At 59.8% G+C, this 26,506-nt stretch carries 24 protein-coding genes; 15 read left to right on the top strand and 9 right to left on the bottom strand.

The window, feature by feature from the left end; translation table 11 throughout:
• Positions 1–118 precede the first annotated feature (118 nt).
• From trkA to def, 4 genes are read right to left on the bottom strand one after another with little or no spacing between them, the layout of a single operon-like run.
• Complete coding sequence (trkA, locus tag AACY50_RS15760) at positions 119–1,495, bottom strand: Trk system potassium transporter TrkA (RefSeq protein WP_221732233.1); 1,377 nt, start codon at positions 1,493–1,495, stop codon at positions 119–121.
• A 22-nt stretch (positions 1,496–1,517) separates the two neighbouring features.
• Positions 1,518–2,828 (bottom strand): 16S rRNA (cytosine(967)-C(5))-methyltransferase RsmB, encoded by a 1,311-nt coding sequence (rsmB, locus tag AACY50_RS15755; protein WP_339538820.1) that lies wholly within the window; start codon positions 2,826–2,828, stop codon positions 1,518–1,520.
• Positions 2,825–3,784, bottom strand: a complete 960-nt coding sequence (fmt, locus tag AACY50_RS15750) for a methionyl-tRNA formyltransferase (protein WP_339432327.1) — start codon at positions 3,782–3,784, stop codon at positions 2,825–2,827. The genes rsmB and fmt overlap by 4 nt, the downstream gene beginning before the upstream one ends.
• A gap of 57 nt (positions 3,785–3,841) precedes the next feature.
• Positions 3,842–4,348, bottom strand: a complete 507-nt coding sequence (gene def, locus AACY50_RS15745; RefSeq protein ID WP_339432328.1) for a peptide deformylase — start codon at positions 4,346–4,348, stop codon at positions 3,842–3,844.
• 159 nt (positions 4,349–4,507) lie between these two features.
• Between def and AACY50_RS15740 the strand changes: the two genes are divergently transcribed.
• From AACY50_RS15740 to AACY50_RS15705, 8 genes are all read left to right on the top strand, one after another.
• Positions 4,508–5,533: a LysM peptidoglycan-binding domain-containing protein gene (locus AACY50_RS15740; RefSeq protein ID WP_339432329.1), complete on the top strand. Its 1,026-nt coding sequence runs from the start codon at positions 4,508–4,510 to the stop codon at positions 5,531–5,533.
• Positions 5,534–5,613: 80 nt separating this feature from the next.
• Positions 5,614–6,714 (top strand): DNA-processing protein DprA, encoded by a 1,101-nt coding sequence (gene dprA / locus AACY50_RS15735; protein WP_339538819.1) that lies wholly within the window; start codon positions 5,614–5,616, stop codon positions 6,712–6,714.
• 54 nt (positions 6,715–6,768) lie between these two features.
• On the top strand, positions 6,769–7,326 hold the full coding sequence (locus tag AACY50_RS15730) for an L-threonylcarbamoyladenylate synthase (protein WP_339432331.1): 558 nt from the start codon (positions 6,769–6,771) through the stop codon (positions 7,324–7,326).
• Between the two features lie 272 nt (positions 7,327–7,598).
• Positions 7,599–8,267, top strand: a complete 669-nt coding sequence (locus tag AACY50_RS15725; RefSeq protein ID WP_339538818.1) for a hypothetical protein — start codon at positions 7,599–7,601, stop codon at positions 8,265–8,267.
• The gene (locus tag AACY50_RS15720; protein ID WP_339538817.1) at positions 8,245–8,979 is read left to right on the top strand and encodes an iron-containing redox enzyme family protein; all 735 of its coding nucleotides are present in this window, start codon (positions 8,245–8,247) and stop codon (positions 8,977–8,979) included. The genes AACY50_RS15725 and AACY50_RS15720 overlap by 23 nt, the downstream gene beginning before the upstream one ends.
• Before the next feature lie 42 nt (positions 8,980–9,021).
• The gene (locus AACY50_RS15715; protein ID WP_339432334.1) at positions 9,022–10,113 is read left to right on the top strand and encodes a DUF3419 family protein; all 1,092 of its coding nucleotides are present in this window, start codon (positions 9,022–9,024) and stop codon (positions 10,111–10,113) included.
• Positions 10,110–11,378, top strand: coding sequence for an aminotransferase class I/II-fold pyridoxal phosphate-dependent enzyme (locus AACY50_RS15710; protein WP_339432335.1), 1,269 nt, complete (start codon positions 10,110–10,112; stop codon positions 11,376–11,378). The genes AACY50_RS15715 and AACY50_RS15710 overlap by 4 nt, the downstream gene beginning before the upstream one ends.
• On the top strand, positions 11,368–12,660 hold the full coding sequence (locus AACY50_RS15705) for a phenylacetate--CoA ligase family protein (RefSeq protein ID WP_339432336.1): 1,293 nt from the start codon (positions 11,368–11,370) through the stop codon (positions 12,658–12,660). The genes AACY50_RS15710 and AACY50_RS15705 overlap by 11 nt, the downstream gene beginning before the upstream one ends.
• A 23-nt stretch (positions 12,661–12,683) precedes the next feature.
• Here AACY50_RS15705 and AACY50_RS15700 read toward each other — a convergent pair whose 3' ends face one another.
• Positions 12,684–13,661, bottom strand: coding sequence for an NADPH:quinone reductase (locus AACY50_RS15700; RefSeq protein WP_339432337.1), 978 nt, complete (start codon positions 13,659–13,661; stop codon positions 12,684–12,686).
• A gap of 162 nt (positions 13,662–13,823) precedes the next feature.
• Between AACY50_RS15700 and hemF the strand changes: the two genes are divergently transcribed.
• Positions 13,824–14,738, top strand: a complete 915-nt coding sequence (gene hemF, locus AACY50_RS15695) for an oxygen-dependent coproporphyrinogen oxidase (protein ID WP_339432338.1) — start codon at positions 13,824–13,826, stop codon at positions 14,736–14,738.
• A 9-nt stretch (positions 14,739–14,747) separates the two neighbouring features.
• Positions 14,748–15,569: a shikimate dehydrogenase gene (gene aroE / locus AACY50_RS15690; protein ID WP_339538816.1), complete on the top strand. Its 822-nt coding sequence runs from the start codon at positions 14,748–14,750 to the stop codon at positions 15,567–15,569.
• Positions 15,570–15,660: 91 nt separating this feature from the next.
• Here aroE and AACY50_RS15685 read toward each other — a convergent pair whose 3' ends face one another.
• From AACY50_RS15685 to betC, 3 genes are all read right to left on the bottom strand, one after another.
• Positions 15,661–17,229 (bottom strand): SulP family inorganic anion transporter, encoded by a 1,569-nt coding sequence (locus AACY50_RS15685; RefSeq protein ID WP_339465401.1) that lies wholly within the window; start codon positions 17,227–17,229, stop codon positions 15,661–15,663.
• Between the two features lie 149 nt (positions 17,230–17,378).
• Positions 17,379–18,299, bottom strand: a complete 921-nt coding sequence (gene choX / locus AACY50_RS15680; RefSeq protein WP_339432341.1) for a choline ABC transporter substrate-binding protein — start codon at positions 18,297–18,299, stop codon at positions 17,379–17,381.
• Between the two features lie 16 nt (positions 18,300–18,315).
• Positions 18,316–19,830 carry a choline-sulfatase gene (gene betC, locus AACY50_RS15675; protein ID WP_339538815.1) on the bottom strand — a complete coding sequence of 505 codons (1,515 nt, stop codon included), beginning with the start codon at positions 19,828–19,830 and terminating at the stop codon, positions 18,316–18,318.
• A 114-nt stretch (positions 19,831–19,944) separates the two neighbouring features.
• Here betC and AACY50_RS15670 point away from each other — a divergent pair, with 114 nt between their 5' ends.
• The gene (locus AACY50_RS15670; RefSeq protein WP_339432343.1) at positions 19,945–20,895 is read left to right on the top strand and encodes a choline sulfate utilization transcriptional regulator; all 951 of its coding nucleotides are present in this window, start codon (positions 19,945–19,947) and stop codon (positions 20,893–20,895) included.
• A 3-nt stretch (positions 20,896–20,898) separates the two neighbouring features.
• Here AACY50_RS15670 and AACY50_RS15665 read toward each other — a convergent pair whose 3' ends face one another.
• A complete protein-coding gene (locus tag AACY50_RS15665) occupies positions 20,899–21,561 on the bottom strand; it encodes an NAD(P)-dependent oxidoreductase (protein ID WP_339432344.1) in 663 nt (220 codons plus the stop codon).
• A gap of 83 nt (positions 21,562–21,644) precedes the next feature.
• On the opposite strand from AACY50_RS15665, the gene AACY50_RS15660 reads away from it, so the two are divergent.
• The 4 genes from AACY50_RS15660 (at position 21,645) to AACY50_RS15645 (ending at position 26,410) form a co-directional block, all read left to right on the top strand.
• Positions 21,645–21,971 (top strand): DOPA 4,5-dioxygenase family protein, encoded by a 327-nt coding sequence (locus AACY50_RS15660; protein WP_339432345.1) that lies wholly within the window; start codon positions 21,645–21,647, stop codon positions 21,969–21,971.
• 295 nt (positions 21,972–22,266) lie between these two features.
• Positions 22,267–23,574: a CitMHS family transporter gene (locus AACY50_RS15655; protein WP_339465404.1), complete on the top strand. Its 1,308-nt coding sequence runs from the start codon at positions 22,267–22,269 to the stop codon at positions 23,572–23,574.
• An 85-nt stretch (positions 23,575–23,659) separates the two neighbouring features.
• Complete coding sequence (locus tag AACY50_RS15650) at positions 23,660–24,424, top strand: TerC family protein (protein WP_221732250.1); 765 nt, start codon at positions 23,660–23,662, stop codon at positions 24,422–24,424.
• Positions 24,425–24,751: 327 nt separating this feature from the next.
• A complete protein-coding gene (locus tag AACY50_RS15645; protein WP_339432348.1) occupies positions 24,752–26,410 on the top strand; it encodes a Na/Pi cotransporter family protein in 1,659 nt (552 codons plus the stop codon).
• Positions 26,411–26,506 lie beyond the last annotated feature (96 nt).

Raw genomic sequence — 26,506 nt, 5'->3', positions numbered from 1 at the left:
TGTCAGGTGTTGCTGGGGGTTAGTGAGGCCGCCTTCGCCAGCAAGCCCCACCATTGGAATGCATTCCCCTGTGGGAGCGGGCTTGCCCGCGAAGAGGCCTGTGCTGTTACCGCCACACTCAGAAGAAGCTCAATCCGACGTGGAACAACTTCTCCACATCCCGGATATGCTTTTTATCCACAAGGAACAGAATTACATGGTCACCCGCTTCGATCACGGTGTCGTCGTGGGCGATGATCACTTGTTCATTGCGGATGACGGCGCCGATGGTGGTACCCGGTGGCAGGCCGATTTTATCGATGGGCTTGCCGATCACCTTGCTTGATTTGGCGTCACCGTGGGCAATCGCCTCGATGGCCTCCGCCGCACCGCGACGCAATGAGTGAACGCTGACGATATCGCCACGGCGCACGTGGGCCAGCAAGGTGCCGATGGTCGCCAGTTGCGGGCTGATGGCGATGTCGATGTCGCCGCCCTGGATCAGGTCGACATAAGCCGGGTTGTTGATGATCGTCATCACTTTCTTAGCCCCCAGCCGTTTGGCCAGCAGCGACGACATGATGTTGGCTTCGTCATCGTTGGTCAGGGCGAGGAAGATATCGGCGTCGGCGATGTTCTCTTCCAGCAGCAAGTCGCGGTCCGACGCGCTGCCCTGCAGCACCACGGTGCTGTCGAGGGTGTCGGAGAGATAGCGGCAACGTGCCGGGCTCATCTCGATGATCTTCACCTGATAACGGCTTTCGATGGCCTCGGCCAAGCGTTCGCCGATCTGCCCGCCACCGGCGATGACGATGCGTTTGTAGGTTTCGTCGAGACGGCGCATTTCACTCATCACAGCGCGAATATCCTCACGCGCAGCGATGAAGAAGACTTCGTCATCGGCTTCGATCACCGTGTCGCCCTGAGGCAGGATCGGCCGGTCGCGGCGGAAAATCGCTGCCACACGGGTCTCGACATTCGGCATGTGTTCACGCAACTGGCGCAGTTGCTGACCCACCAGCGGCCCGCCGTAATACGCACGCACGGCCACCAGTTGCGCCTTGCCCTCGGCGAAGTCGATCACCTGCAAGGCGCCGGGATGCTGGATCAGGCGCTTGATGTAATTGGTGACCACTTGCTCGGGGCTGATCAGCACGTCGACCGGAATCGCTTCGTTCTGGAACAGTTGTTCCTCGCGGGCCAGGTAAGACGCTTCGCGCACCCGGGCGATTTTGGTCGGGGTGTGGAACAGCGTGTGGGCGACCTGGCAGGCAACCATGTTGGTTTCGTCGCTGTTGGTCACCGCAACCAGCATGTCGGCGTCGTCCGCGCCGGCCTGACGCAGCACCGACGGCAGCGAGCCACGGCCCTGAATGGTGCGGATGTCGAGGCGGTCGCCGAGGTCGCGCAGGCGCTCGCCGTCCGTGTCGACCACCGTGATGTCGTTGGCCTCGCTGGCCAAATGTTCAGCCAGCGAACCGCCGACCTGTCCTGCACCGAGGATGATGATTTTCATCCAGTCACTCCGTTGAATCCGTTTAGCCGCGAGAGGCAGCGATCTTGATCAGCTTGGCGTAGTAGAAACCGTCATGGCCACCCTGCTGGGCCAGCAATTGGCGACCATGGGGCTGCTTGATCCCGGCCGTCGTTGCCAGATCGAGTTCCCGTGCGCCCGCCGTGCGTTCGAGGAACGCGGCAATCACTTCGGTGTTCTCGGTCGGCAAAGTCGAGCAAGTGGCGTAGAGCACAATGCCGCCGACTTCGAGGGTTTTCCACATTGCGTCGAGCAACTCGCCTTGCAGTTGCGCCAGAGCCGCGATGTCGTCGGCCTGGCGGGTCAGTTTGATGTCCGGATGGCGGCGGATGACGCCAGTGGCCGAACACGGTGCGTCGAGCAGGATGCGCTGGAACGGTTTGCCGTCCCACCATACTGCCGTTTCGCGACCGTCGGCGGCGATCAGTTCGGCGCTCAGCCCCAACCGTTCAAGGTTCTCTCTGACTCGCACCAGACGCTTGGCTTCCAGATCCACCGCTACCACGCCAGCCAGCGCAGGTTCTGCCTCAAGGATGTGGCAGGTCTTGCCTCCCGGGGCGCAGCAGGCATCGAGCACCCGCTGGCCCGGAGCGAGGTCAAGCAAGTCGGCGGCCAGTTGCGCCGCTTCGTCCTGCACGCTGATCCAGCCATCGGCAAAACCCGGCAGGCTGCGCACGTCGGCGGCGGCTTCGAGGACGATGCCGTCGCGGCTGTAAATGCACGGTGTCGCCGCGATACCGGCGTCAGTCAGCAACCCCAGGTAGGCGTCGCGACTGTGATGACGGCGATTGACCCGCAGAATCATCGGCGGATGCGCGTTGTTGGCTTCGCAGATCGCTTCCCACTGCTCGGGCCAGAAAGCTTTCAGGGATTTTTGCAGCCAGCGGGGGTGGGCGGTACGCACCACCGGATCACGCTCCAGTTCGGCGAAAATCGGTTCGCTCTCGCGTTGCGCGTTACGCAGCACGGCGTTGAGCAAACCCTTGGCCCAAGGCTTTTTCAGCTTGTCGGCGCACCCTACCGTTTCACCGATGGCGGCGTGGGCCGGCACACGGGTGTAGAGCAGTTGGTAGAGCCCGACCAGCAGCAGTGCCTCGACATCGGCGTCGGCGGCCTTGAAGGGTTTCTGCAGCAGTTTTTCCGCCAGCGCCGACAAGCGTGGCTGCCAGCGCGCTGTGCCGAACGCCAGATCCTGAGTGAAGCCGCGATCGCGATCCTCGACCTTGTCCAGTTGTGTCGGCAGGGAACTGTTCAGCGAGGCTTTGCCACTCAGTACCGCGGCGAGTGCCTTGGCGGCGGCCAGACGCGGGTTCATTGCGCGGCCACCGCAGCGCCCAGCACGGTGCCGACAGCGAATTTCTCACGACGGCTGTTGAACAGGTCGCTGAAGTTCAGCGCCTTGCCGCCGGGCAATTGCAGACGGGTCAGGCACAGTGCCTGTGCGCCGCACGCGACGATCAAGCCGTCCTTGCTGGCGCTGAGGATGGTGCCCGGTGCGCCGTTGCCTTCGGCGAGCGTCGCCGCCAGCACTTTCAACGCTTCACCGTTGAGGGTGCTGTGGGTGATCGGCCATGGATTGAAGGCGCGGACCAGACGCTCCAGCTCAACGGCCGGGCGGCTCCAGTCGATGCGCGCTTCGTCCTTGTTGAGTTTGTGCGCGTAGGTGGCGAGGTCATCGTTCTGCACTTCGCCTTCCAGCGTTCCGGCAGCGAGACCGGCAATCGCCTGCACCACGGCCGGTGGGCCCAGCTCGGCGAGACGGTCGTGGAGACTGCCGCCGGTGTCTTCGGCGCTGATCGGTGTGACGACCTTGAGCAGCATCGGCCCGGTGTCGAGGCCCGCCTCCATGCGCATCACGGTCACGCCACTTTCGGCATCGCCCGCTTCCACGGCTCGCTGAATTGGCGCTGCACCGCGCCAGCGTGGCAATAAGGAGGCGTGGCTGTTGATGCAGCCCAGGCGCGGAATATCCAGCACCACTTGCGGCAGGATCAGGCCGTAGGCGACCACCACCATCAAGTCCGGCTTCAGCGCGGCGAGTTCAGCCTGAGCGTCAGCGTTGCGCAAAGTCGGCGGTTGCAACACCTGGATATTATTTTCCAGCGCTAGCTGTTTAACCGGGCTCGGCATCAGTTTTTGCCCGCGACCGGCCGGACGATCCGGTTGGGTGTAGACCGCAACGATCTCGTAAGGGCTGCTCAGCAAGGCCTTGAGGTGTTCAGCGGCGAATTCAGGGGTACCGGCAAAAACGATGCGCAGTGGCTCAGTCATGGAAGGCGTCTCATAAAAAGAAAAAGGCTTGCCGCAGCAAGCCTTTGAAGAGGGGCATCAAGCGTTCTGGCGATGCAGCTTTTCCAGTTTCTTCTTGATCCGGTCGCGTTTGAGCGTGGACAGGTAATCGACGAACAATTTGCCGTTGAGGTGGTCGCATTCGTGCTGGATGCACACGGCGAGCAGGCCTTCGGCGATCAGCTCATAGGGCTTGCCGTCGCGGTCCAGCGCCTTGATCCTGACCTTCTGCGGGCGGTCGACGTTTTCGTAGAAACCCGGCACCGAGAGGCAGCCTTCCTGATACTGATCCATTTCTTCGGTCAGCGATTCGAACTCGGGGTTGATGAATACCCGTGGTTCGGTGCGGTCTTCGGAAAGGTCCATCACAACGATACGTTGGTGCACATTGACCTGGGTCGCGGCGAGGCCGATGCCCGGCGCTTCATACATTGTTTCAAACATGTCATCGACCAACTGACGCACTTCGTCGTCCACTACGGCCACAGGCTTGGCGATAGTACGCAGACGCGGGTCCGGAAATTCGAGGATGTTTAAAATGGCCATAGGCTGATTGCTGCACGTATTGAGTAAAGTCGGGTCGATGGCCTGGCAGGTCCGAAGATGCAGGCTACCGTTGTGAAGCGTAGCTAATGCAGTTTGCAGTAGCGAGCCACGGGGGCTCTGACGGTTCACGCGAACGCACATGATAAAGGGATTCGCTGCATGAGGAAAACACTACTCGCCCTGCTGCTTCTGGCTTCGGCCGGCGTGGCGCAAGGGCAAGTGCAACTCAGGGATGGTTTTCCACAGCAATACACGGTGGTTTCGGGGGATACCCTCTGGGATATCTCCGGCAAATACCTGCGTGAGCCCTGGCAATGGCCACTGTTGTGGCGGGCCAATCCGCAAATTGAAAACCCCAACCTGATCTACCCCGGCGACACGCTGACGCTCAATTACGTCAACGGCCAGCCGCAACTGACCCTCAACCGTGGCGAGTCACGGGGCACGATCAAGCTGTCGCCACGAATTCGCACCAGCCCGGTGGCCGAGGCGATTCCGAGCATCCCACTGAAATCGATCAACAGTTTTCTGCTGAGCAACCGCATCGTCGACAAGGTCGAGGACTTCGACAAGGCGCCGTACATCGTTGCCGGTGATGCCGAACGGGTGCTCAGCGGCACCGGAGACCGCATCTTCGCTCGCGGCCATTTCGACCCGAACCAGCCGGTTTACGGGATTTTCCGCCAGGGCAAGGTCTACACCGATCCGCAGACCAAGGAGTTTCTGGGGATCAACGCCGACGACATCGGTGGTGGTGAAATCGTTGCCACCGAAGGCGACGTCGCCACCCTCGCCCTGCAACGCACCACTCAGGAAGTGCGCCTCGGCGACCGTTTGTTCAGCGGCGAAGAGCGTTCGATCAATTCGACCTTCATGCCCAGCGCCCCGGCCAGCAACATCAACGGGGTGATCATCGACGTGCCCCGCGGCGTCACCCAGATCGGTGTGATGGACGTGGTCACCCTGAACAAGGGCAAACGCGATGGTTTGGCCGAAGGCAATGTGCTGGTGGTGATGAAAACCGGGGAAACCGTGCGTGACCGCATCACCGGCCAACCCTTGAAAATTCCCGACGAACGCGCCGGATTGCTGATGGTGTTCCGCACCTACGAAAAGCTCAGCTACGGCCTCGTGCTCAACGCATCGCGCTCGCTGGCGGTGCTCGACAAGGTGCGCAATCCGTAAGCGTGCCCAACAAGTTACCAACAGAGTTATCCACAGCTTGTTCCGAATGGTTCGGGGCTTATAACGATCAAGGATGATCCATGATGATGTCTGTCTGTACGCCCGTTTCCCCGGCGGAACTGGAAGCGCGCCTGCGCCTGCACCGCTTGCCGGAAATCGGCCCGAAGCGGTTTGCCAAATTGCTCGAAGCCTTCGGCTCGGCTTCCAAAGCCATCAGCGCCCCGGCAAGCGCCTGGCGCTCGCTGGGTTTGCCAGCGGCATGCGCTGAAGCGCGGCGCTGTCTTGAAGTGCGCGAGGGCGCCAGTCATGCAATGCGCTGGCTAGAGCGCCCAGGTCAGCATTTGCTGATGTGGGATCAACCGGATTACCCGGCCTTGTTGGCACAGATTCCCGATCCGCCACCGCTGCTGTTCGTGGCTGGCGATCCGCTTATTCTGGAGAAACCGCAACTGGCGATGGTGGGCAGTCGACGCGCTTCGCGTCCGGGAATGGACACAGCGGCGGCGTTTTCCCGCAGCCTCGCCGGGGCTGGTTTTGTCATCAACAGTGGCTTGGCGTTGGGTATTGATGCCGCCGCGCATCAAGCGGCACTGGACGTGGGAGGGCAGACGGTCGGCGTGCTTGGCACGGGTCTGGAAAATTTTTATCCACAGCGCAATCGGCGACTGGCTGACACAATGATTGCCTCGGGCAGCGCGGTGCTTTCGGAGTTCCCGCTGGACGCCGGACCGAGCGCGAGCAACTTCCCGCGACGTAACCGGATCATAAGTGGCTTGTCCCTTGGTGTATTGGTGGTGGAGGCAAGTGTCGCCAGTGGTTCGTTGATCACCGCGCGGCTGGCGGCGGAGCAGGGGCGCGAGGTTTACGCCATTCCTGGCTCCATTCATCACCCCGGTGCGCGGGGTTGTCACCAGTTGATCCGCGATGGCGCGGTGCTGGTGGAAACCATCGAACATATTCTTGAAGCGCTGCGTGGCTGGCAGCGTCTACCGATATCCACCGACACCCCGAAAACCGATCACCCACTGCTGCGCCTGCTCCACGCGGCGCCACACACCAGTGAAGCCTTGGTCGCCAGCAGCGGCTGGGCTTTGCCCAAAGTGCTGGCGGCACTGACCGAACTGGAAATGGACGGCCGTGCAGTGTGTGAAAACGGTCGCTGGTTGGCGAGGACACGCTAGGTTTTACAGGGAAGATCGGTAAACTGCGCGAAACCTGTTTGCGGAGAGTTTTTCATGGTCAACAGTTGGCGTGTGCAACAAGCCGCACGAGAGATTCGTGCCGGGGCGGTGATTGCCTATCCAACCGAAGCCGTCTGGGGACTGGGTTGCGACCCGTGGAACGAAGAGGCGGTGGATCGGTTGCTGGCGATCAAGAATCGTTCGGTCGACAAGGGCCTGATTCTGGTCGCCGACAACATCCGCCAGTTCGACTTTCTGTTCGAAGACTTCCCGCAGGAGTGGATCGACCGCATGGCCAGCACCTGGCCAGGGCCGAACACCTGGCTGGTGCCGCACCAGAACCTGCTGCCTGAGTGGGTTACGGGTGTACACGACACCGTGGCGTTGCGAGTCAGCGATCATCCGCAGGTGCGCGACTTGTGCTCGATGGTCGGGCCGCTGATTTCGACCTCGGCCAACCCACAAGGGCGTCCGGCGGCGCGCACGAGGTTGCGGGTCGAACAGTATTTCCGTGGGCAGATCGATCTGGTGCTGGGCGGGGAACTGGGTGGACGCAAGAACCCCAGCGTCATCCGTGATCTGGCCACCGGCAACGTCATTCGTCCCGACTGACGCCCCCCTCAATCGATAGTATGAGTCCTCCTCGCCTTTATAGGGCGAGGAGGGCTGCATATGCCTACGACTTATCTTTCGAGTCACTAACAAATTTCAACAGTTTGTTGTTTATATTTTTCCCGCTTACGTCAGACTTGTCGCCAAGTATTAAAAACAGGTAACTTTTCCCACGTCATTATCAGAAATCGCGCGGTGGCGATATTTCCAAAAGCATCCATTATTTCAATGCGCTCAGAAAACTTCGATAAGTTAACGTCTGCGGAGAAGGAATGGATACTACGGATTTACAATTAACGGATTATCTTCAGTCACTTCAGGCGGAATTGAATGATCGCCATGAAAATTGTCGTGTCGTTATTCTTGAAGCGGGATCAGACACGCGAGAGTTCGAACGATTTATTGGTCGGCAATTTCGGCTTCGATTACAGCATTACATGCTGACATCAAGGGCTGTTTTGCTTGAAAAGAAGCTGGCGATAGTGTCGCGCAGTACTCATTTTTTACTGTATCAACATGAGCAACTGGTGGCGGTATTAAGAGTGACTCCATCGCCGTTCGAATGGGCGTCACTGACGCAGCAACATGTTGCTCCCACCATGGTGCTATCGCGCCATGTCGAGTTCAGCCGGTTGATCACTCTCTCGCAAAACCATCTGCCGGTTCCGATCAACTGTCTGCTGGCGGCCGCCACAGAGTGGGCCATCACGCGCGGTCATGAGGGTGTCGTCGCACTTTGCCGATCGCCACAACGGCGATTGTTCCAACGGTTCGGTCTGACACCGATTACCTCTGAGGCCCTTCATATCGAACAACGCGCCCGCGGCGATTACTGGCTGCTGTCAGCGCAATGGAAGCAAGTTTTCGCCGCCGTGCAACAACCTGCCCATACAACCACCCTGCACCTGGAGAGCCACGATGATCACGCCCGTCAATTTTGAACAACAGTTGAGCCTGCTTGATGAACGAATCGAAAGTTCGTGGGCGGCAATCCTGAATAATTCACGGCTGGTAAAAGCTATACGCGAGGGAAGTGTTTCCAAAGCGTTATATGCAATCTACATGATCGAAACTTTTCACTACACCGCACATAACGCACGAAACCAAGGTCTGGTGGGGGTGCGACATGCCGATAATCCGGTTTATGCAAAGTTCTGTTTTGAACATGCGGCGCAAGAAGTCGGCCATGAAAAAATGGCGTTGCATGATGTCATGAGTCTTGGTCTAAAGAGTGAAAATTTTAAGATTCCGCCGGCAGCTCCGGAAACTGAAGTGCTGATTGCTTATTTATACTGGATTTCCTTTACCGGCAATTCGCTACAACGGCTGGGATACAGTTATTGGGCAGAAAATGCCTATCATTTCATAAATCCGCTGATTAATAGCCTGCGCGAGACACTCTCGCTAAAGCCGGCTCAGTTGACGTTCTTCATGGCGCACTCCGATATTGATGTCGAACACTTCCATGAAATAAAACTCATCCTGCAGCGCACGTGTAAATCTCAGTCCGACTGGGATGCCATTGCGACTGTCATGGAGACCAGTTTGCGCTTGACCGGCAACATGCTTGAAGCCGTCTATGACCAGTATGAAGCCTGGCAAAACGGCCGCGCGCCGCGTTATGACTTCCTTCACGCGTTGGATAAATCATGAAGTCCGCACTTCGATTTTCAGGGCTGGCGGAGGGAAACCCGCATGGCTGACTATTTCGATCGTCTGAACTATGCACTGGGGGATGAAGACACCGCGCTTGAATACGCGATCCTGCCCCAACGTGCCAGGCATGTGGTGGGTGTCGCCGGGAGTGGCGGACGTCTTCTACCGCTGCTGGCCCGCAGGCCGGTGCGGATGACCTGTACCGATATCAGTGCGCCCCAACTGGCGTTCACGCGGTTGCGGTTTGCCCTGCTGCAACAGACCGATCATGAGTCGTTCATGGCATTCATGGGTTACCGGACAGACGTTTTGGCCAAACAACGCCAGTCCCTGTTTCAGCATCTGGATTTGCCCCGGACCGATCGCCGCTGGCTGTCAGAGTTGTTCCAGTCCCGTCAATGGCAAGCGCCGATCTACATGGGCGCCTTCGAGCAGGCCCTGCAGCGGTTGGCGATGGTCAATCGACTTTTTACCGGCAAAGCGGGTCGAGGCATCTTTGAACACAACGATCTTGGCGAGCAAACGCAATATTACCTAACCCGCTTTCCACTCAAGCGCTGGAAGGCTGTGATCGCCCTGCTGGGCAATGCAGCCGTGCTCAATTCCCTTCTCTACAAAGGCTCGTTTCCACCCAACAACCTGGGCATCAGTTCCCGTGCGGCGTATCTGAAGATTTTCCACGCGATGTTCACCACTCAGGTCGTGCGCGAGAGCTTTTTCCTGCAAATGCTGTTTTTCGGTGAACTGCGCTATCGGCAAGGTTTTCCGCTTGAGTGCGATCCGAAGATTTTCAAGCGTGCCCGTGAGGCACTTCAGCAGTGCGAGTTGCACGTAGTACAGGCCGACATGCTCGACTGTGTTGCCATGCACGCGGATGTTGATTTCGTCTCGCTCTCCGACGTGCCCTCGTTCTTGCCCGAAGCCGCTGGCACCCGTGTTTTGCAGCGATTGCGCCCGTCTCTGGCCGATGAGGCTTTGACGGTCATGCGTGGCCATTTGCATGTGGTTCAACCCGATTGTTCAGGTTTCAGCGATGTCACTGCCGAGTTCCAGAAAGCGATCGCACAAGAAAAAACCCAGCTCTGGCGTGTACAGGTCTATCGCCGGACCCTTTCGCAGGTATCCCGATGAATACTCAACAACCGACCGTCAATTGGGTCAAAAACCGTGTCCGCCAGGCGCGTGACGACCAGCAGCAGTTGTTCCAGGCAGGGCTCAACGGCCTGAAACTGATGAGGCGCGAGGGCAAGGACATCGAATTGAGCAGCGGCGAACGACTCACCGAGTTCCTTTCATGCTCCTACCTGGGGCTTGAGTGCGACCCCCGCCTTATTCAAGGCGCGGTGGACGCCGTCGAATCTTTCGGTGTGCAGTTTGCGGCCGCAAGAACCCGGGCGCTGCTGCCGCCGATGCGTCAATTGGATAAGCAGTTGGACCAGATATTTCAGGGCCATACGGTCACCTTCAACTCGGTGGGCAGCGCGCATTTGGGCTGCCTGCCATTGCTCGGTTCCGGCGAGTTGCCGTCTTATCCGTTGCGTCGTGGTCCCTGCTGGATAGTCGACCGGGCGGCCCATGCCTCGATGCAAGTGCTACAAGGGATTCTGTGGCAGTTCGGCCCTGTACGGCGTTGTGATTGCAGCGATGTGGAGCAGGTCGAGCAGGCATGTTCAACGGCGGTGGCGGCTGGCAATACACCGATCATCCTGACCGACAGTATTGGCTCGATGCGCGGCCTTTATCCGATCAAACGACTGTTGCAGTTGGCCGAGCGTTTTGAAGGCTACCTTTATGCCGATGATGCCCATGGCACCTCGATCCATGGGGTGGCAGGTGGTGGTTATGCATTGGTCGCTGCCGATAAGCGACTGCGCGATCGTTTGATCCTTCTGTCATCGCTGTCCAAGGCATTTGGTGCGACCGGCGGGGCGATTACCCTGCTCACGGCCGGCGATGCCGAGATGATTCGGCGCCATGCGTCGACCTATACCTTCGGTGGGCCACTGTCGATGGGCGGTGTCGGCGCGGCGGTTGCCTCCGGGAAAATTCACCTTTCGCCGGAACTCGGTCAGTTACAGGCTGCCCTGTGGAGAAATGTTGCCCGGATCGACACTCTGCTCGGTTCGGTGCTGGGCAACCATGAAATCGCATCACCCATTCGTTTCGTCCGTGTGGGGGCCGAGCGCGATGCAATCAGTCTGGCATTGCACCTGCGTCGGCAGGGCATCGCTGTCACAACCGCGTTATTTCCGGTGGTGGCCAAGGGCGAGGCGATTTTACGTCTGGCCATCAGCGCGAATCACAGTGAGGGGCAGTTGGAATGTCTGGCCAATGCGGTCAGGAGCGGGTTCGATGAGTTAGGCATTCGTCAGGGAGGGCGTGACGATGAGCGATGATCGGCTAGTTACTGACCAAGCCTTTGCACGCAAACTGGCTTACGCGCGCTCTCTGCCGTGGTTCTGTGCGTTGTGTCCGCAGATCCTGCAAGTGCAGACCCTGGAGGACCTGCATCTTCTGCCGATTCAAGCGGTGGAGGATGAATCTGGCGGTGTGCTGTTCTCCGTACTTGGCGAGGCTTCTCACCGTACGCCGGGCGGCGGGCTGACCCTGACGTCAGGAGGCAGCACCGGCAACCGTAAACACATCACGCATTCCTGGGCGTTCAACGCCGGTATCGTGCCGCTTGGAGCGCGGATGTTTGGGGGGGAAGATGAACGTCCAGGCGTGGTCATCAACGGTCTGACCGCCGGCGAAATGCAGGGTGCCTTTCAATATGCGGCGGCCCTTGTCCAGCATATCGGTGCGCGCCTGTTGCCAGCCGGATCACTGATGGGCGTCCAGCGGATTGCCGAGCTGATCGAGTCACAAGCGGCCGACGCGCTGATTTGTACCCCTTCCCTGGCAGCGGCGCTGTTCAACCACAACGATATTGATGCGGCACAGTTGGCCAGTCTGAGATGGCTCTACTATATCGGGGAACCCTGCAGTCAACCGCTGCGCGAGCAACTGGCCCGGGACTGGCCGGCGCTGAAGATCCGGTCGCTGGGCTACAGCTCGACGGAAACCGGCCCCATCGGCTTTCAGTGCGCTCATCTTGAGCACGGCTTTTATCATTTGCACGCCGACGCGATGCTGATCGAAGTGGTTGATCCCCTGACTTTACAAGCGGTGGCTGATGGTAACAGCGGTGAGTTTCTGCTGACGCCGCTGCTGCCCGATCATGTGCCGCTGTTGCGTTATCGAATGGGTGATCGCGGGCGAATCCTTCGCAACGTATCGAGTTGCGCCTGCGGCAGCAGCTTTCCCGTGCTGGAACTCCAGGGACGGGTTGAGACAACGATCAAGCTAGGCGGCGCGATCATCACTCAACGACAGGTATTGGACCTACTTGGGCAAGCGCTGGCCAAACTGGGCCCCACCGATGTCCAGGTACAGATCCATCGGCGAGCTAGCGGTGCGAGCCTGTGCGTGGTCATCGCTGAGGACAAACTATACGACGGCGCACAAGCGGCTATCGAACAGGCGCTGCACAATGAAGTGCAGGTGAGTGCATTGCTCAGGCTGCCCGGCGTACAGGGCTTGCAGGTGCTGGCTCTTGCCCGCAGCGGCTTCCAAACAAACGCCGCCGGCAAGACGCCATTTTTTGTTGAGTTGGACGACGCCACGAGGAAGCGATGACGATTCATCGGGAGCGCGTGCTGTCAGGGCAGCAGGATCGTGGAGCCGGTGGTGCGCCGTGCCGACAACTCGGTCTGCGCCTTCGCTGCATCAGCCAGTGGATAGCGTTGACTGATAGCCACGTTGAGCTTGCCGCTGATGATCATCTCGAACAGCTCATCGGCCATGCGTTGCAGGTTCTCGGCATTGTTGGCGTAGGTCGCCAGGGTCGGCCGGGTCACGTACAGCGAACCTTTCGCCGAGAGAATTCCCAGATTGACACCGTCGACTGCACCGGACGCGTTGCCGAAGCTGACCACCAGCCCTCGCGGCGACACGCTGTCGAGCGAGGTCAGCCAGGTGTCCTTGCCGACGCCGTCATACACCACCGGGACTTTCTTGCCGTCGGTCAGCTCCAGCACGCGCTGCGCGACGTTTTCGTGGCTGTAGTCGATGGTCGCCCAAGCGCCGTTGGCTTTGGCCAGCTCAGCTTTTTCTTTGGAGCTGACGGTGCCGATCAGCTTGACGTCCAACGCCTTCGCCCATTGGCATGCCAGCGAACCGACACCGCCAGCAGCGGCGTGGAACAGAATGGTTTCGCCACCCTTGAGCTCATAAGTCTGGCGCAGGAGGTACTGCACGGTCAGGCCCTTGAGCATGACCCCGGCAGCGGTTTCGAAACTGATGGCGTCTGGCAGGTGCACCAGATTGGCTTCGGGCAGAACGTGCAGTTCGCTGTAGGCACCCAACGGGCCGCTGCCATACGCCACGCGGTCACCGACCTTGAACCGGGTGACCTCGCTGCCCACCGCATCGACGATGCCCGCACCTTCGGCACCCAGACCGGACGGCAAGGCCGGCGGTGCGTAAAGACCGCTGCGGAAGTAGGTGTCGATGAAGTTCAGGCCGATGGCCTTGTTGCTTACGCGAACCTGCTGCGGGCCAGGCTCCGCAGGCTGGTAGTCAATATAGTCGAGGACTTCGGGGCCGCCGTGGGCGCGGAACTGGATACGCTTTGCCATCTGCCTGCTCTCCTTGGGGCTTTTGTGAGGTCCCTATCCAACTCCCATGCTTGATCTTCGTCAACTGCGGTGCGCCGGTTTGCGGTGGTATGCTACGCGCCCATTTGCGTCGCCCCCCGCCTGCGGGGCGCCGCGTAGTGATGCCCGATTCAAGGTGAAGCCATGACGACCCGCACCGACGCCGTAAAGGCCTATCTGCTCGACCTGCAAGACCGTATCTGCGCCGCGCTGGAAATCGAGGACGGCGGCACGCGCTTCGTCGAAGACGCCTGGGCCCGACCTGCTGGCGGTGGCGGTCGCACCCGCGTGATCGAAAACGGCACGCTGATCGAAAAGGGCGGCGTCAACTTTTCCCATGTCTTTGGCAGCGGTCTGCCGCCGTCGGCCAGCGCCCATCGGCCGGAACTGGCGGGACGCGGCTTTGAAGCCCTCGGCGTATCGCTGGTGATTCATCCGCACAACCCGCATGTGCCGACGTCGCACGCCAACGTGCGCTTTTTCATCGCCGAGAAGGAAGGTGAGGAGCCGGTCTGGTGGTTCGGCGGCGGCTTTGACCTGACCCCGTATTACGGTAATGAAGAAGATTGCATCCATTGGCACCGCGTCGCCGAGCAGGCTTGCGCGCCGTTCGGGGCCGACGTCTATCCGCGTTACAAGGCTTGGTGCGACACCTACTTTCACATCAAGCATCGCCACGAACCGCGCGGCATCGGCGGCCTGTTCTTCGATGACCTGAACGAGTGGGACTTCGACACCAGTTTCGCCTTCATGCGCGCTATCGGTGATGCCTACATCGATGCGTACCTGCCCATCGTGCAGCGACGCAAGAACGATGCGTTCACTGCAAAACAGCGTGAGTTCCAGGAATTCCGCCGTGGCCGCTACGTTGAATTCAACCTGGTTTACGACCGTGGCACGCTGTTCGGCCTGCAATCGGGCGGGCGTACCGAGTCGATCCTCATGTCGCTGCCGCCACAAGTGCGCTGGGGCTACGATTGGAAAGCCGAGCCCGGCAGCGAAGAAGCGCGCCTGACCGAGTACTTCCTGCAAGATCGCGACTGGCTGGCTCAAGCCTGAGGACATCTGATGGATCGTTACGTCGTTTTCGGTAACCCGGTCGGCCACAGCAAATCGCCGATGATTCACAAGCTGTTCGCCGAGCAGACCGGGCAAAGCCTCGATTACAGCACCCTGCTGGCGCCACTCGACGACTTTTCAGGCTGTGCCACGGCGTTCTTCCAGGAAGGTCGTGGCGCCAACGTCACCGTGCCGTTCAAGGAAGACGCCTATCGCCTGGCCAACAGCCTGACCGCTCGTGCACAGCGTGCTGGCGCGGTGAACACCTTGAGCAAACTGGCTGACGGCTCGCTGTTGGGCGACAACACCGACGGTGCCGGGCTGGTGCGGGATCTGACGGTGAACGCCGGATTCAGCCTGACCGGTAAACGCATCCTGCTGCTAGGCGCCGGTGGCGCTGTGCGTGGGGCGCTGGAGCCGTTGCTGGCGGAAAAACCGGCGTCGGTGATCATCGCCAACCGCACGGTGGAGAAGGCCGAATGGCTGGCCGAATTGTTCTGTGATCTGGGGCCGGTATCGGCCAGCGGTTTCGACTGGTTGCAGGAGCCGGTGGACGTGATCATCAACGCCACCTCCGCCAGCCTCACCGGTGACGTGCCGCCTATTGCGCCGAGCCTGATCGAGTCGGGCAAGACCCTGTGCTACGACATGATGTACGGCAAGGAGCCGACCGCGTTCTGCCGCTGGGCCAGTGAACACGGCGCGGCGGTGTCGATGGATGGTTTGGGCATGCTGGCCGAGCAAGCTGGCGAGGCGTTCTTTTTGTGGCGCGCAGTGCGGCCCGACACGGCGCCAGTACTCCAAGAGTTGCGTCGTCAACTCGGCCTTTAAAAGCTTCGCGAGCAAGCCCGCTCCCACGTTGGAATGCATTTCAAATGTGAGAGCGGGCTTGCTCGCGAATGGCCGCACCGCCGATCCTGGATCAATCCTCAAACCGGATCGGACACTGCTGCGGCCCTTCGAGCTTGCGCAACTCCTCCACCACCTGCGGCCGCGCACCGCGCAACGTCAGGCTGCGATTGTGCCGCAATAAACGCCGCGCCTCCTGATGCAGCATCTCCACCCCTGAATAATCGATGAAGTTGATCTGCTGCGCCTCAATCACCACCCGCGTGCCGTGCATGCGTTGCAATCGCACTTGCAGGTAATGGCTGGCGCCGAAAAAAATCGAGCCGCCAACCCGCAGCACATCGTCCTCACCATCGCGAAAATGCTGCACCCGTGGTTGTGAAGTGCGCTTGAGATAGAAGAACAGCGACGCCAGCACCCCGGCGTAAATCGCCGTCTGCAATTCCAGCAACAACGTGGCGAGACAGGTCAGGGCCATGACCACGAACTCGGCGCGGCTGACCCGCAGCAATGACCGAATGCCGCGATGATCCACCAGTCCCCAGGCGATCAACAAAATGCTGCCGGCCATGGCTGGAATGGGAATCTGCGCGATCAGCCCTGCCCCGAAAATCGCAAACAGCGCCACCCAGATCGCCGAAAACACTCCGGCCAGCGGCGAGCAGGCGCCCGCCTCGTAACTGAGGCCCGAGCGGGTAAACGACCCGGCCGACAGCGAGCCGGAAAAGAACGCCCCGACGATATTGGATAAACCCTGTGCCCGAACCTCTTGATTGGCGTCGAGCAGTTGTTGCGAGCGCGCGGCAATCGAGCGGGCAATCGACAGGCTGGTGACCAGCCCGAGCATGCCCACCGCGACAGCGCTCGGCAGCAGGCGCAGGATCAAGTCCAGATCCAGCGGCAAGCCACTGAACGGCGGCAGACGCCCGATAAAAGCGCTGACCCGGTGCACATGCCCGAACATTGCCGGCCACAGCCAAACCAGCAAGCTGGCCAGTACCAGTGTGATCAACAGCGTTGGCCAGCGTGGCAGCAATTGTTTCAACACCACGCCGACCGCGACCGTGGCCACGCCAAGCACCAGCGAAGGATTATCCACAGCCCTGAGGTGTTGCAGCAGATCCATCAAACTGGCCAGCGCCGTGGCTTTGGCCGGCAGATCCAGCCCCAACAGATTGGGCAACTGGCCGATGGCAATCACCACCGCCGCCCCCAGGGTGAAACCGAGTACTACCGAATGCGAGACGAAGTTCACCAGTGCGCCAAAGCGCAGCAAACCGATCAGCCATTGGAAAACCCCGGCCAGAAAGGTCAGCAGCAGAATCAGGGTGATGTAGTCCTGTGACGCTGGCACGGCCAATGGACTGACGCTGGCAAACAGCACAATCGAAATCGCCGCCGTTGGCCCGCAGATCAGATGCCACGACGAACCCCACATGCAGGCGATCAACACCGGGATGATCGCCGCGTAGAGACCGTATTCGGGTGGGAGTCCGGCGATCAGCGCGTAGGCAATCGACTGGGGTAACGCGAGAATTGCACCGCTGAGGCCGACGATCAGGTCCCGTCCGACGCTGGCGCGGGTTTGCCGGGGCAGCCAGGTGAGGAAGGGCAAAAGTGAGCGGCGAGTGGGGAAGGCCATGGGTCCTCGCGGTTTGGGGTTTGCGCAAGAGTAACAGGGTAAAACGTGCGGGAGCGTGCCCTCTGGTGAATGCGGTGGGTCATTCGACAAAGACACCGCAATCGCGAGCAAGCCCGCTCCCACGGGGTGAGACGACTGCCTCTAGTGAATCAGAGCCTGGCTTTTACCGCCGGCAAGGCAGCCTTCCCATCCAGCGTCTTCACGCCGTCCAGCCACTTGTCCAGCACCGCCGGATTCGCCTTGATCCAGGCCTTCACCGCCTCAGCATTGCTGACCTTCTTGTTGGTCACCTCAGCCATGATGCTGTTCTCCATCTCCTGAGTGAACGAAAGATTGGTCAGCAATTTACCCACATTCGGACACGCCTCGGCGTAGCCCTTGCGCGTCAACGTAAACACGCTGCCGGTGTCGCCAAAGTACTTTTCGCCACCCTTGAGGTAATGCATTTTCAACTGCACGTTCATCGGGTGCGGGGTCCAGCCGAGGAAGGTGACGAACTTCTGTTTCTTCACCGCCCGCGACACTTCGGCGAGCATTGCCTGTTCGCTGGACTCGATGAGCTTCCACTGGCCCAGGTCGAAGTCATTTTTCTTGATGATTTCCTGCAGCGAGATGTTCGCGGGTGCGCCCGAACCGATGCCGTAGATTTTCTTGCCGAACTTGTCGGCGAATGTATTCAGATCCGCGAAGTTATGCACACCCGCGTCCCAGACGTAATCCGGCACGGCGAGGGTGAATTCGGTGCCGTCGAGGTTCTTCGCCAGTTGTGTCACGTCACCGGTGGCGATGAACTTGTCGTAGAAGCCCTGCTGCGCCGGCATCCAGTTGCCCATGAACACATCCACCTGGCCATCCTTCAGGCCGCCGAAAGTAATCGGTACCGCGAGGGTGTCGACCTTGGCCTTGTAGCCCATGCCGTCCAGCAGAAAACCGGTGATGGCGTTGGTCGCGGCGATGTCGCTCCAGCCAGGATCGGCCATTTTCACCGTCTCGCAATTTTGCTCGGCAAATGCCGAGGCGCTGCCCAGAGCCAGCAGGCTGACCGTCAGTACTGTGGATAACTTGCGCATGGACTTCCCCTTAACGTTATTGGTTTTGGCAGGGTTGTGGATAACGTGCTTTGCGTTCCAGATCATCGAGGTCGATATGGTTGCGCATGTACTGCTGACTGGCATCCACCAGCGGCTGGTGATCCCAGCTCTTCAGTTTGCCGACGGTCAATGCATCGGCGACAAAACGGCGGCGACGCTGGCTCGCGAGGACAGCCCGGTGAATGGCGGGGATGTCCCACTTGGCCCGTGCCTCGGCGAGAAAATCGTCGAATAGCTGGTGATGTTGCGGCGATTGGCTGAGTTCTTCCAACTCGCGCGGATCGTTGCCTACGTCGAAGAGTAGGCAAGGGTCGCTTTCACTGTAGATAAATTTCCAGGCGCCACGGCGGATCATCATCAGCGGACTGATGGTGCCTTCGGCCATGTATTCGCCAAATACCTCGTCATGGCCGCCCTGCCCTTGCAGGTGTGGCACCAGCGAGCGGCCATCCAGCGGCAGGCCCGGCTCCAGGGTGCCGCCGGCCAGTTCGACGAAGGTTGGCAACAGGTCTGCGGTCGATACGGCAGCGCTGATGCGCCCGGCCTCGAACTGGCCAGGCGCACTGATCAACAGGGGCACGCGGGCGGCCATTTCGTACCAGTGCATTTTGTACCAGAGGCCTTTCTCGCCCAGCATGTCGCCGTGGTCGCCGGAGAAGACGATGATCGTTTCGTCCATCAGCCCTGTGTCTTCAAGGGTTTGCAGGAGTTTGCCGACGTTGGCGTCGATATAACTGCAAGCGCCGAAGTAGGCACGCCGAGCATCGCGAATCTTATCCACAGGCAGCGGCTTGTCCCACAGGTCGTAAACCTTGAGCAGGCGCTGCGAGTGCGGGTCGAGTGAATGTTGATCCGGCGTTGTCGGAAGCGGGATATCGCCATCGTCGTACAAATCCCAGAAGGCCTTGGGAATTGTGTACGGATCGTGTGGGTGAGTCATCGACACCGTCAGGCAAAACGGCTGATCGCCGTCCTCGCGAATGTGATCGAAAAGATATTGCTGGGCCTTGAACACCACTTCTTCGTCAAAATCGAGTTGGTTGGTGCGCACGCAGGGCCCGGCTTGCAGCACCGAAGACATGTTGTGATACCAGGTCGGCCGCACGTCAGGCTCATCCCAGTTCACCGACCAACCGTAATCGGCCGGATAAATATCACTGGTCAGGCGTTCTTCGTAACCGTGCAACTGATCGGGGCCACAGAAATGCATCTTGCCCGACAGCGCGGTGCGGTAGCCGAGACGGCGAAGGTAGTGGGCGTAGGTCGGAATGTCGGCGGGGAAATCGGCGGCGTTATCGTAAGCACCGATTTTGCTCGGCAATTGACCGCTGACCAGAGTGAAACGCGACGGCGCGCACAATGGGCTGTTGCAGTAAGCGGCGTCGAACACCACGCCTTGGGCGGCGAGGCGCGAAAGATTCGGCAGTTTGATTGGCGAAGGGCCGTAGAACGGCAACATTGGCGCGGCCATCTGATCGGCCATGATGAAAAGAATATTCTTGCGCTTCATGTGATCGCGGCATTCCATAGTGAATATTTATGCGACATTGCTGCGATCAAGCTTGGAGTCCATGCTCTATCGGGTAAAGCCCATGCCGGGCAATGACTGGGATAAGCTCTGCTTATGTATGAAGCGTTAGGCGATCTGTCTCTCGACCTGTTGCGTGCCTTCGATGCCGCCGCGCGCCATCGCAGCTTTACTGCGGCAGCGGTTGAGTTGGGCACCACGCAACCGGCCATCAGCCAACAGATCAAACGACTGGAGGAGCAGCTCGGTACGCGCCTGTTTGATCGCATCTACCGGGGCATCGAACTGACTGAGGTCGGCATGATCCTGTTCGAGCAAGTTAGCCTTGGTTTGCAGAATATCGACGCAGGATTGAGCGCGATCAGCACACAGCAGCAACACGAGGTGCTGCAGGTCGCCACCGATTTCGCCTTCGCCGCCTATTGGCTGATGCCGCGTCTGCACCGCTTCCACGAAGCCAATCCCCACGTCGATGTCAGCCTGGTCACCAGCGAACGTAACCACAACATGCTGCGCACCGACATCGACGTGGCGATCCTGTTTGGCGACGGCCGCTTTAAACAGGGCGAGAGCCATTGGCTGTTCAGCGAAGAAGTGTTCCCGGTGTGCAGTCCACTATTGCTCAAGGATCGCCCGGCGCCCTTGCCTGCTCAGGCGTTGCTGGAATTGCCCCTGCTGCACTTGCGCGGTGAAAACAGCAGCAACTGGTTTGACTGGAGTGGTTTGTTTCGCCAATTGGGCATCACCACGCCGCCGGCACCGGGGCAGCTGCGTTTCGACAATTACACGCTGTTGATTCAAGCGGCGATTGGCGGGCAAGGCGTGGCGATTGGCTGGCGGCACCTTGTGGATAACTTGCTGACTCAGGGTTTGCTCTGTCGCCCGATTGCCGAAACGACGCTGTCACGGCTGGGCTATTACGTCGTTCTGCCGCAACGCAAACGGCGGGGGGCGCTGATTCAACTGTTTGTTGACTGGTTGATGGAGGAACAGGCCAGCAGTGCAGAATCGCTCAATGGACTCGCACTGCCGTCCATTGCCATCTAGAACCTATTGGCCGGTCGCCACAAAATTCACATGCTGCCCGACATGCAGATTCAAGCGCAGCTCATCGGCAATCCCCACCGCGACCCGGTTCAAACGCTCCAGCGGTTCGGTTAGCCCCGGCTCCAGATGGCCTCCAACCTGGCTGAAATGCTCAACGGTCAGCCCCGCGACGCCATGGGGCGCATTGACCAATGTCCATTGCAACGGACTGCTTTGCAGGGCCTCACGGATTTCTTCGGCGGCGTGGCGTTGCAGGCGATCGTCGAGGTCCGGTTCGTCGAGCACGGCGAAATCGCCCACCAGAAACAGCCGCGAAACATTGGCCAATTGCAGGCCATCGACCAGCGCGTCGACCGCGAGCACCTGTTCCACCGGCCCAAGCACGATGGACCTTTCGACGTGATCGCTGCTCAACGGCAGGCCCGGCGCATCCAGCAGGCAAATCACCGCCGAGCTTCCCGCAACGCTTTGATTGACCCGCTCGGCATCGAACAGATCGCCACTTTTTGTACGCAACCCCGGACGCGGCGCGAGCGCCGTCAAATCGTCGAGAATGGCGATGACTTCATGCTGACGACGCAGCAACTCAGCCATCAACGCACCGCCCAGGCTGGCCATGGCACCATAGAGCACCACTTTAACCGCTGGGGTTTCGGCATTTTTCATGGCTGATCCCTTTTCTTGTCCCTTCTATGGCGTGTGACATGCGGGCAACGCCGAGGGTTCGAACCGATTTGCGAGGGCTTCAGATGCAACCGATCAAGGGCTACCACGCCCACGTCTATTTCGACGCCGCCTCCATCGACCAGGCACGCGCGTTATGCGAGCAAGCCGCTACGTTGTTTCCATTGAAAATGGGCCGCGTCCACGAACGCCCGGTCGGCCCGCACCCCGACTGGAGTTGCCAGTTGGCCTTCGGCCCGGAGCTGATCGGTGAAGTACTGCCCTGGCTGGCGCTCAATCGCAAAGGCTTGGTGGTGTTTTTGCACCCGGACACGGGCGATGATTTGCTTGATCACACCGAGCATGCGATCTGGATGGGCGCCATGAGGCCGCTGAATCTGGCTGTTTTTTGATGACGCCCGCCGCATTCGGCGGGCCGGTTGACCGTTCACTCAAAGCTTTCACCCACGAAAGCTGGCTGAAAGCTTCCCCCATTAGGATCGCCCCCACTGCCGGCAACAGACCGGTTGGCCAATCCGTGTGATACCCGCACGAACGGCCCAATTAACAACAACAATGGTGATTCTGATGTCCTCTGTAGCCCGCCTCCGCGCTGTCACTCCGTCCGTACGTCTCGTGCTGCCCGCTCTGCGCTGATCCCGCCCGATCCGCTCATTCCATTAGCCGCGCTACGCCCGGAGTATTCCCATGCTGACTTTCCTTGGCTTTGCCATGGTCATCACGTTCATGTTCCTGATCATGACCAAGCGCCTGTCCGCGCTGATTGCGCTGATCATCATCCCGATCCTGTTTGCCCTGTTCGGTGGTTTTGCGCCGAAGATCGGTCCGATGATGCTCGAAGGCATCACCAAGCTTGCGCCGACCGGCGTGATGCTGATGTTCGCCATTCTCTATTTCGCCCTGATGATCGACTCCGGTCTGTTCGACCCGGCCGTGCGCAAGATCCTCAAACTGGTCAAGGGTGACCCGCTGAAAGTTTCGGTCGGCACCGCCGTACTGGCGCTCGTCGTTTCCCTCGACGGTGACGGCGCGACCACTTACATGATCTGCGTGGCCGCCATGCTGCCGCTGTACAGCCGCATCGGCATGAGCCCGCGAATCATGGCCGGCCTGATCATCCTGGCCGGTGGCGTGATGAACATGACGCCATGGGGCGGCCCGACCGCCCGTGCTGCCAGTGCGTTGCACGTCGACCCTTCGGACATCTTCGTGCCGATGATTCCGGCCATGGCGGCCGGTGTGGTGGCGATTCTGCTCATTGCCTATTTCTACGGCAAACGTGAGCGAGCGCGTCTGGGTGAGTTGCACCTGATCGACGATGAGATCGATCACAGCGAAATCAGCGTTTCGCAGTTCCCGGACGCCCGTCGTCCGAAGCTGATCTGGTTCAACGGCGCCCTGACCTTCGGCCTGATGTGCACCCTGATCGCTGGCCTGTTGCCGCTGCCGGTGTTGTTCATGGTGGCGTTCAGTATTGCCATGATCGTCAACTATCCTTGCCTGCAAATGCAGAAGGATCGCGTCGCGGCTCACGCCGGCAGTGTGCTGGCAGTGGTCGGGCTGATCTTTGCGGCGGGTATCTTCACCGGTATCCTGTCGGGCACCGGCATGGTCGATGCGATGTCCAAGAGCCTGCTGGCGGTGATCCCGGATTTCCTCGGTCCTTACCTGGCCGTGATCACGGCACTGGTGAGCATGCCGTTCACGTTCTTCATGTCCAACGACGCGTTCTACTATGGCGTGTTGCCGGTGATGGCCGAAGCCGCCAGTCACTACGGCATCACCGCCGTGGAAATGGCCCGGGCCTCGATCGTCGGTCAGCCCGTTCACTTGCTCAGCCCGCTGGTGCCATCGACCTATCTGTTGGTGGCCCTGGCCGGGATTGATTTTGGCGACCACCAGCGGTTCACCCTCAAATGGGCGATCCTGGTTTGTATCTGCATTCTGATTGCTGCACTGCTGCTCGGGACTTTCCCGGTGTTCAGCACTCTATAAGCCCAAGACTCACCGTTTGCGGTCCTGGCTTCGTGGTTTGAAGCCAGGACCTTTTTCGGTTTAACACACGCTCAAAGGAATACACATGGATTGGCTGACCAACCCCGAAATCTGGGTTGCCTTCTTTACCCTGACCGCCCTGGAAATTGTCCTGGGTATCGATAACATCATCATGATTTCGATCCTGGTCAGCCGCATGCCCAAACACATGCAGCCGCGCACCCGGATCTTCGGTCTTGGCCTGGCCATGATCACGCGGATCCTGTTGCTGCTGTCGATCACTTGGGTCATGCGCCTCACCGCCGACCTGTTCGAAGTGTTCGGCCAGGGCATCTCCGGGCGTGACCTGATCCTGTTCTTCGGCGGGCTGTTCCTGCTGTGGAAAAGCTCGCAGGAGATGTACCACGCGCTGGAAGGTGAAGACGAAAGCGGCGACGAGCCTTCGGGCAAGGGCGGTAACTTTCTCTACACCATTATTCAGATCGCGATCATCGACATCGTCTTCTCGCTGGACTCGGTGATCACCGCGGTCGGCATGGTGTCCCATGTGCCAGTGATGGTGGCGGCGATCATCGTCGCGGTGCTGGTGATGATGGCGGCGTCGGGCAAGATCAGCGAATTCATCGACAAACATCCGTCGCTGAAGATGCTCGCGCTGTCGTTCCTGTTGGTGGTCGGTACGGTACTGATCGCTGAATCGTTCGACGTGCACGTACCCAAAGGTTACGTCTACTTCGCCATGGCGTTCTCGCTGGCGGTGGAAGCGATCAACATCAAACTGCGCGGCGCGATGGCCAAAAAGAAGCAGCAAGATCCGGTGAAACTGCGCAAGGACATTCCGGGGCAGTAACCCGCTAGTCCAGCAACACGCAACACCCCTTGTGGGAGCGGGCTTGCTCGCGAATGCAGTCGATCAGCCAACATTATTGTCGACTGATACGCCGCCTTCGCGAGCAAACCCGCTCCCACAGTTGTTTTGTACGTTGGCTAACACTCACTCCAGCAGGGAGGTGCCGGTGAAGTGCTGTTCATGACACTTGTGTTTCAATCATGGTTTTAGCTGTGCAATGCTGGCGCCCAGACCGTTAGCCAACTACAGCTTAAGTATCAAAAACGTAGAAACCGCGCGGTACCGTCAATTTGCCTCTCTGGGGCGCTGCCATTACAGGGGGTCTGCATGCTCACCCTGCTCAATCTGCTTTCCGCCGTCGCCCTGCTGATCTGGGGCACGCACATCGTCCGAACCGGCATCCTGCGGGTGTATGGCACCCAACTGCGCCATGTCATCGGCCAGAACATGGCCAAGCGCTGGCTGGCCTTTGTTGCGGGCATCGTCGTCACGGCGATGGTGCAAAGCAGCAACGCCACGGCGATGCTCGTCACCTCTTTCGTCGGCCAAGGGCTGATGGCGCTGACGCCGGCGCTGGCGACCATGCTCGGCGCCGATGTCGGTACCGCGCTGATGGCGCGGGTGCTGACGTTCGACTTGTCTTGGCTGTCGCCATTGCTGATTTTTCTTGGGGTGATTTTCTTTCTGTCGCGCAAACAGACGCGGCTCGGGCAAATGGGCCGGGTCAGCATCGGTTTGGGGCTGATCATTCTCGCGCTGCAACTGATCGTCGAGGCTGCTGCACCGATCACCCACGCCCAAGGGGTGAAGGTGATTTTCGCTTCGCTGACCGGCGACATCCTCCTCGACGCCCTGGTCGGCGCGCTGTTTGCGATGATTTCCTACTCCAGCCTCGCCGCTGTGCTTCTGACCGCTACCTTGGCCGGCGCCGCCGTGATCAGTCTGCCGGTGGCGATTGGCCTGGTGATCGGTGCCAACATCGGCAGCGGCGTGCTGGCGTTCATGAGCACCAGCATGCAGAACGCCGCTGGCCGGCAAGTGGCGCTGGGCAGCCTGTTGTACAAACTGATCGGCCTGCTGCTGATCATCCCGGTGCTCGACCCGCTTGTGCATTGGATCGACAGTCTGGATTTCAGCCCGCAGGAAATGGTCATCGGCTTCCACCTGCTCTACAACACCGCACGCTGTCTGATCCTGCTGCCGAGTGTCGGGCCGATGGCGCGTTTGTGCGCCTGGCTGCTGCCGGAACGGCCTGAGGTCAACGGCACCGCCAAACCACGTCACCTTGACCCGACCGCGCTGGTCACGCCAAGCCTGGCCTTGGCCAACGCCGTGCGCGAAACCCTGCGCATGGGCGATCTGCTCGACAACATGCTCGACGCGACCCTCGATGTGTTGCGCGGCAAGCAAACGGCGATCACCCAGGACATGCGTCGGATGACCGATGACGTAGAGTCGCTGTACAGCGCGATCAAGCTGTACCTGGCGCAAATGCCCCGCGAGGATCTTGGCGAGCAGGACAGTCGGCGCTGGGCGGAGATCATTGAACTGGCGATCAACCTCAAACTGGCCTGTGACTTGATCGAGCGCATGCTGCGCAAGGTCCAGCAGCAGAAGACCTCGCAACGCCGTTCGTTTTCCGAGGAAGGGCTGGAGGACCTGGCCGGGCTTCAACAGCAACTGATCGCCAACTTGCGGTTGGGGTTGTCGGTGTTTCTCAGCGGCGACAAGGAAAGCGCTCGCCAGTTGCTGCGCGAGAAACGGCGCTTCCGCGCACAGGAACGCCGTTTGGCCCATGCCCACGTCAGCCGTTTGCAACGCAAGATCGTGCAGAGTATTGAAACCAGTTCGTTGCACCTGGAGCTGATTGCCGACATGAAACGGCTCAATTCGCTGTTTTGCAGCAGCGCTTATGTAGTGCTGGAAACGGCGGACATCGGGGCGCTGGCGGCGGATGAAATGGCCGACATTACGCATTCGCCTTGAACGTCTGCGGCTAAGGTCAGTCAGTAACTCAGCGTTCAGCCTCAGGGACGCCTTCGCGAGCTTGCTCGCAAAGGCCATCTGCCTGACGACACGGAT

The sequence above is a fragment of the Pseudomonas sp. RA_15y_Pfl2_54 genome, from assembly GCF_963971015.1.
Lineage (GTDB): Bacteria > Pseudomonadota > Gammaproteobacteria > Pseudomonadales > Pseudomonadaceae > Aquipseudomonas > Aquipseudomonas baetica_A.
Note: the sequence above shows the minus strand (reverse complement) of the source record. Positions and strands in the feature narration are given on the sequence as shown.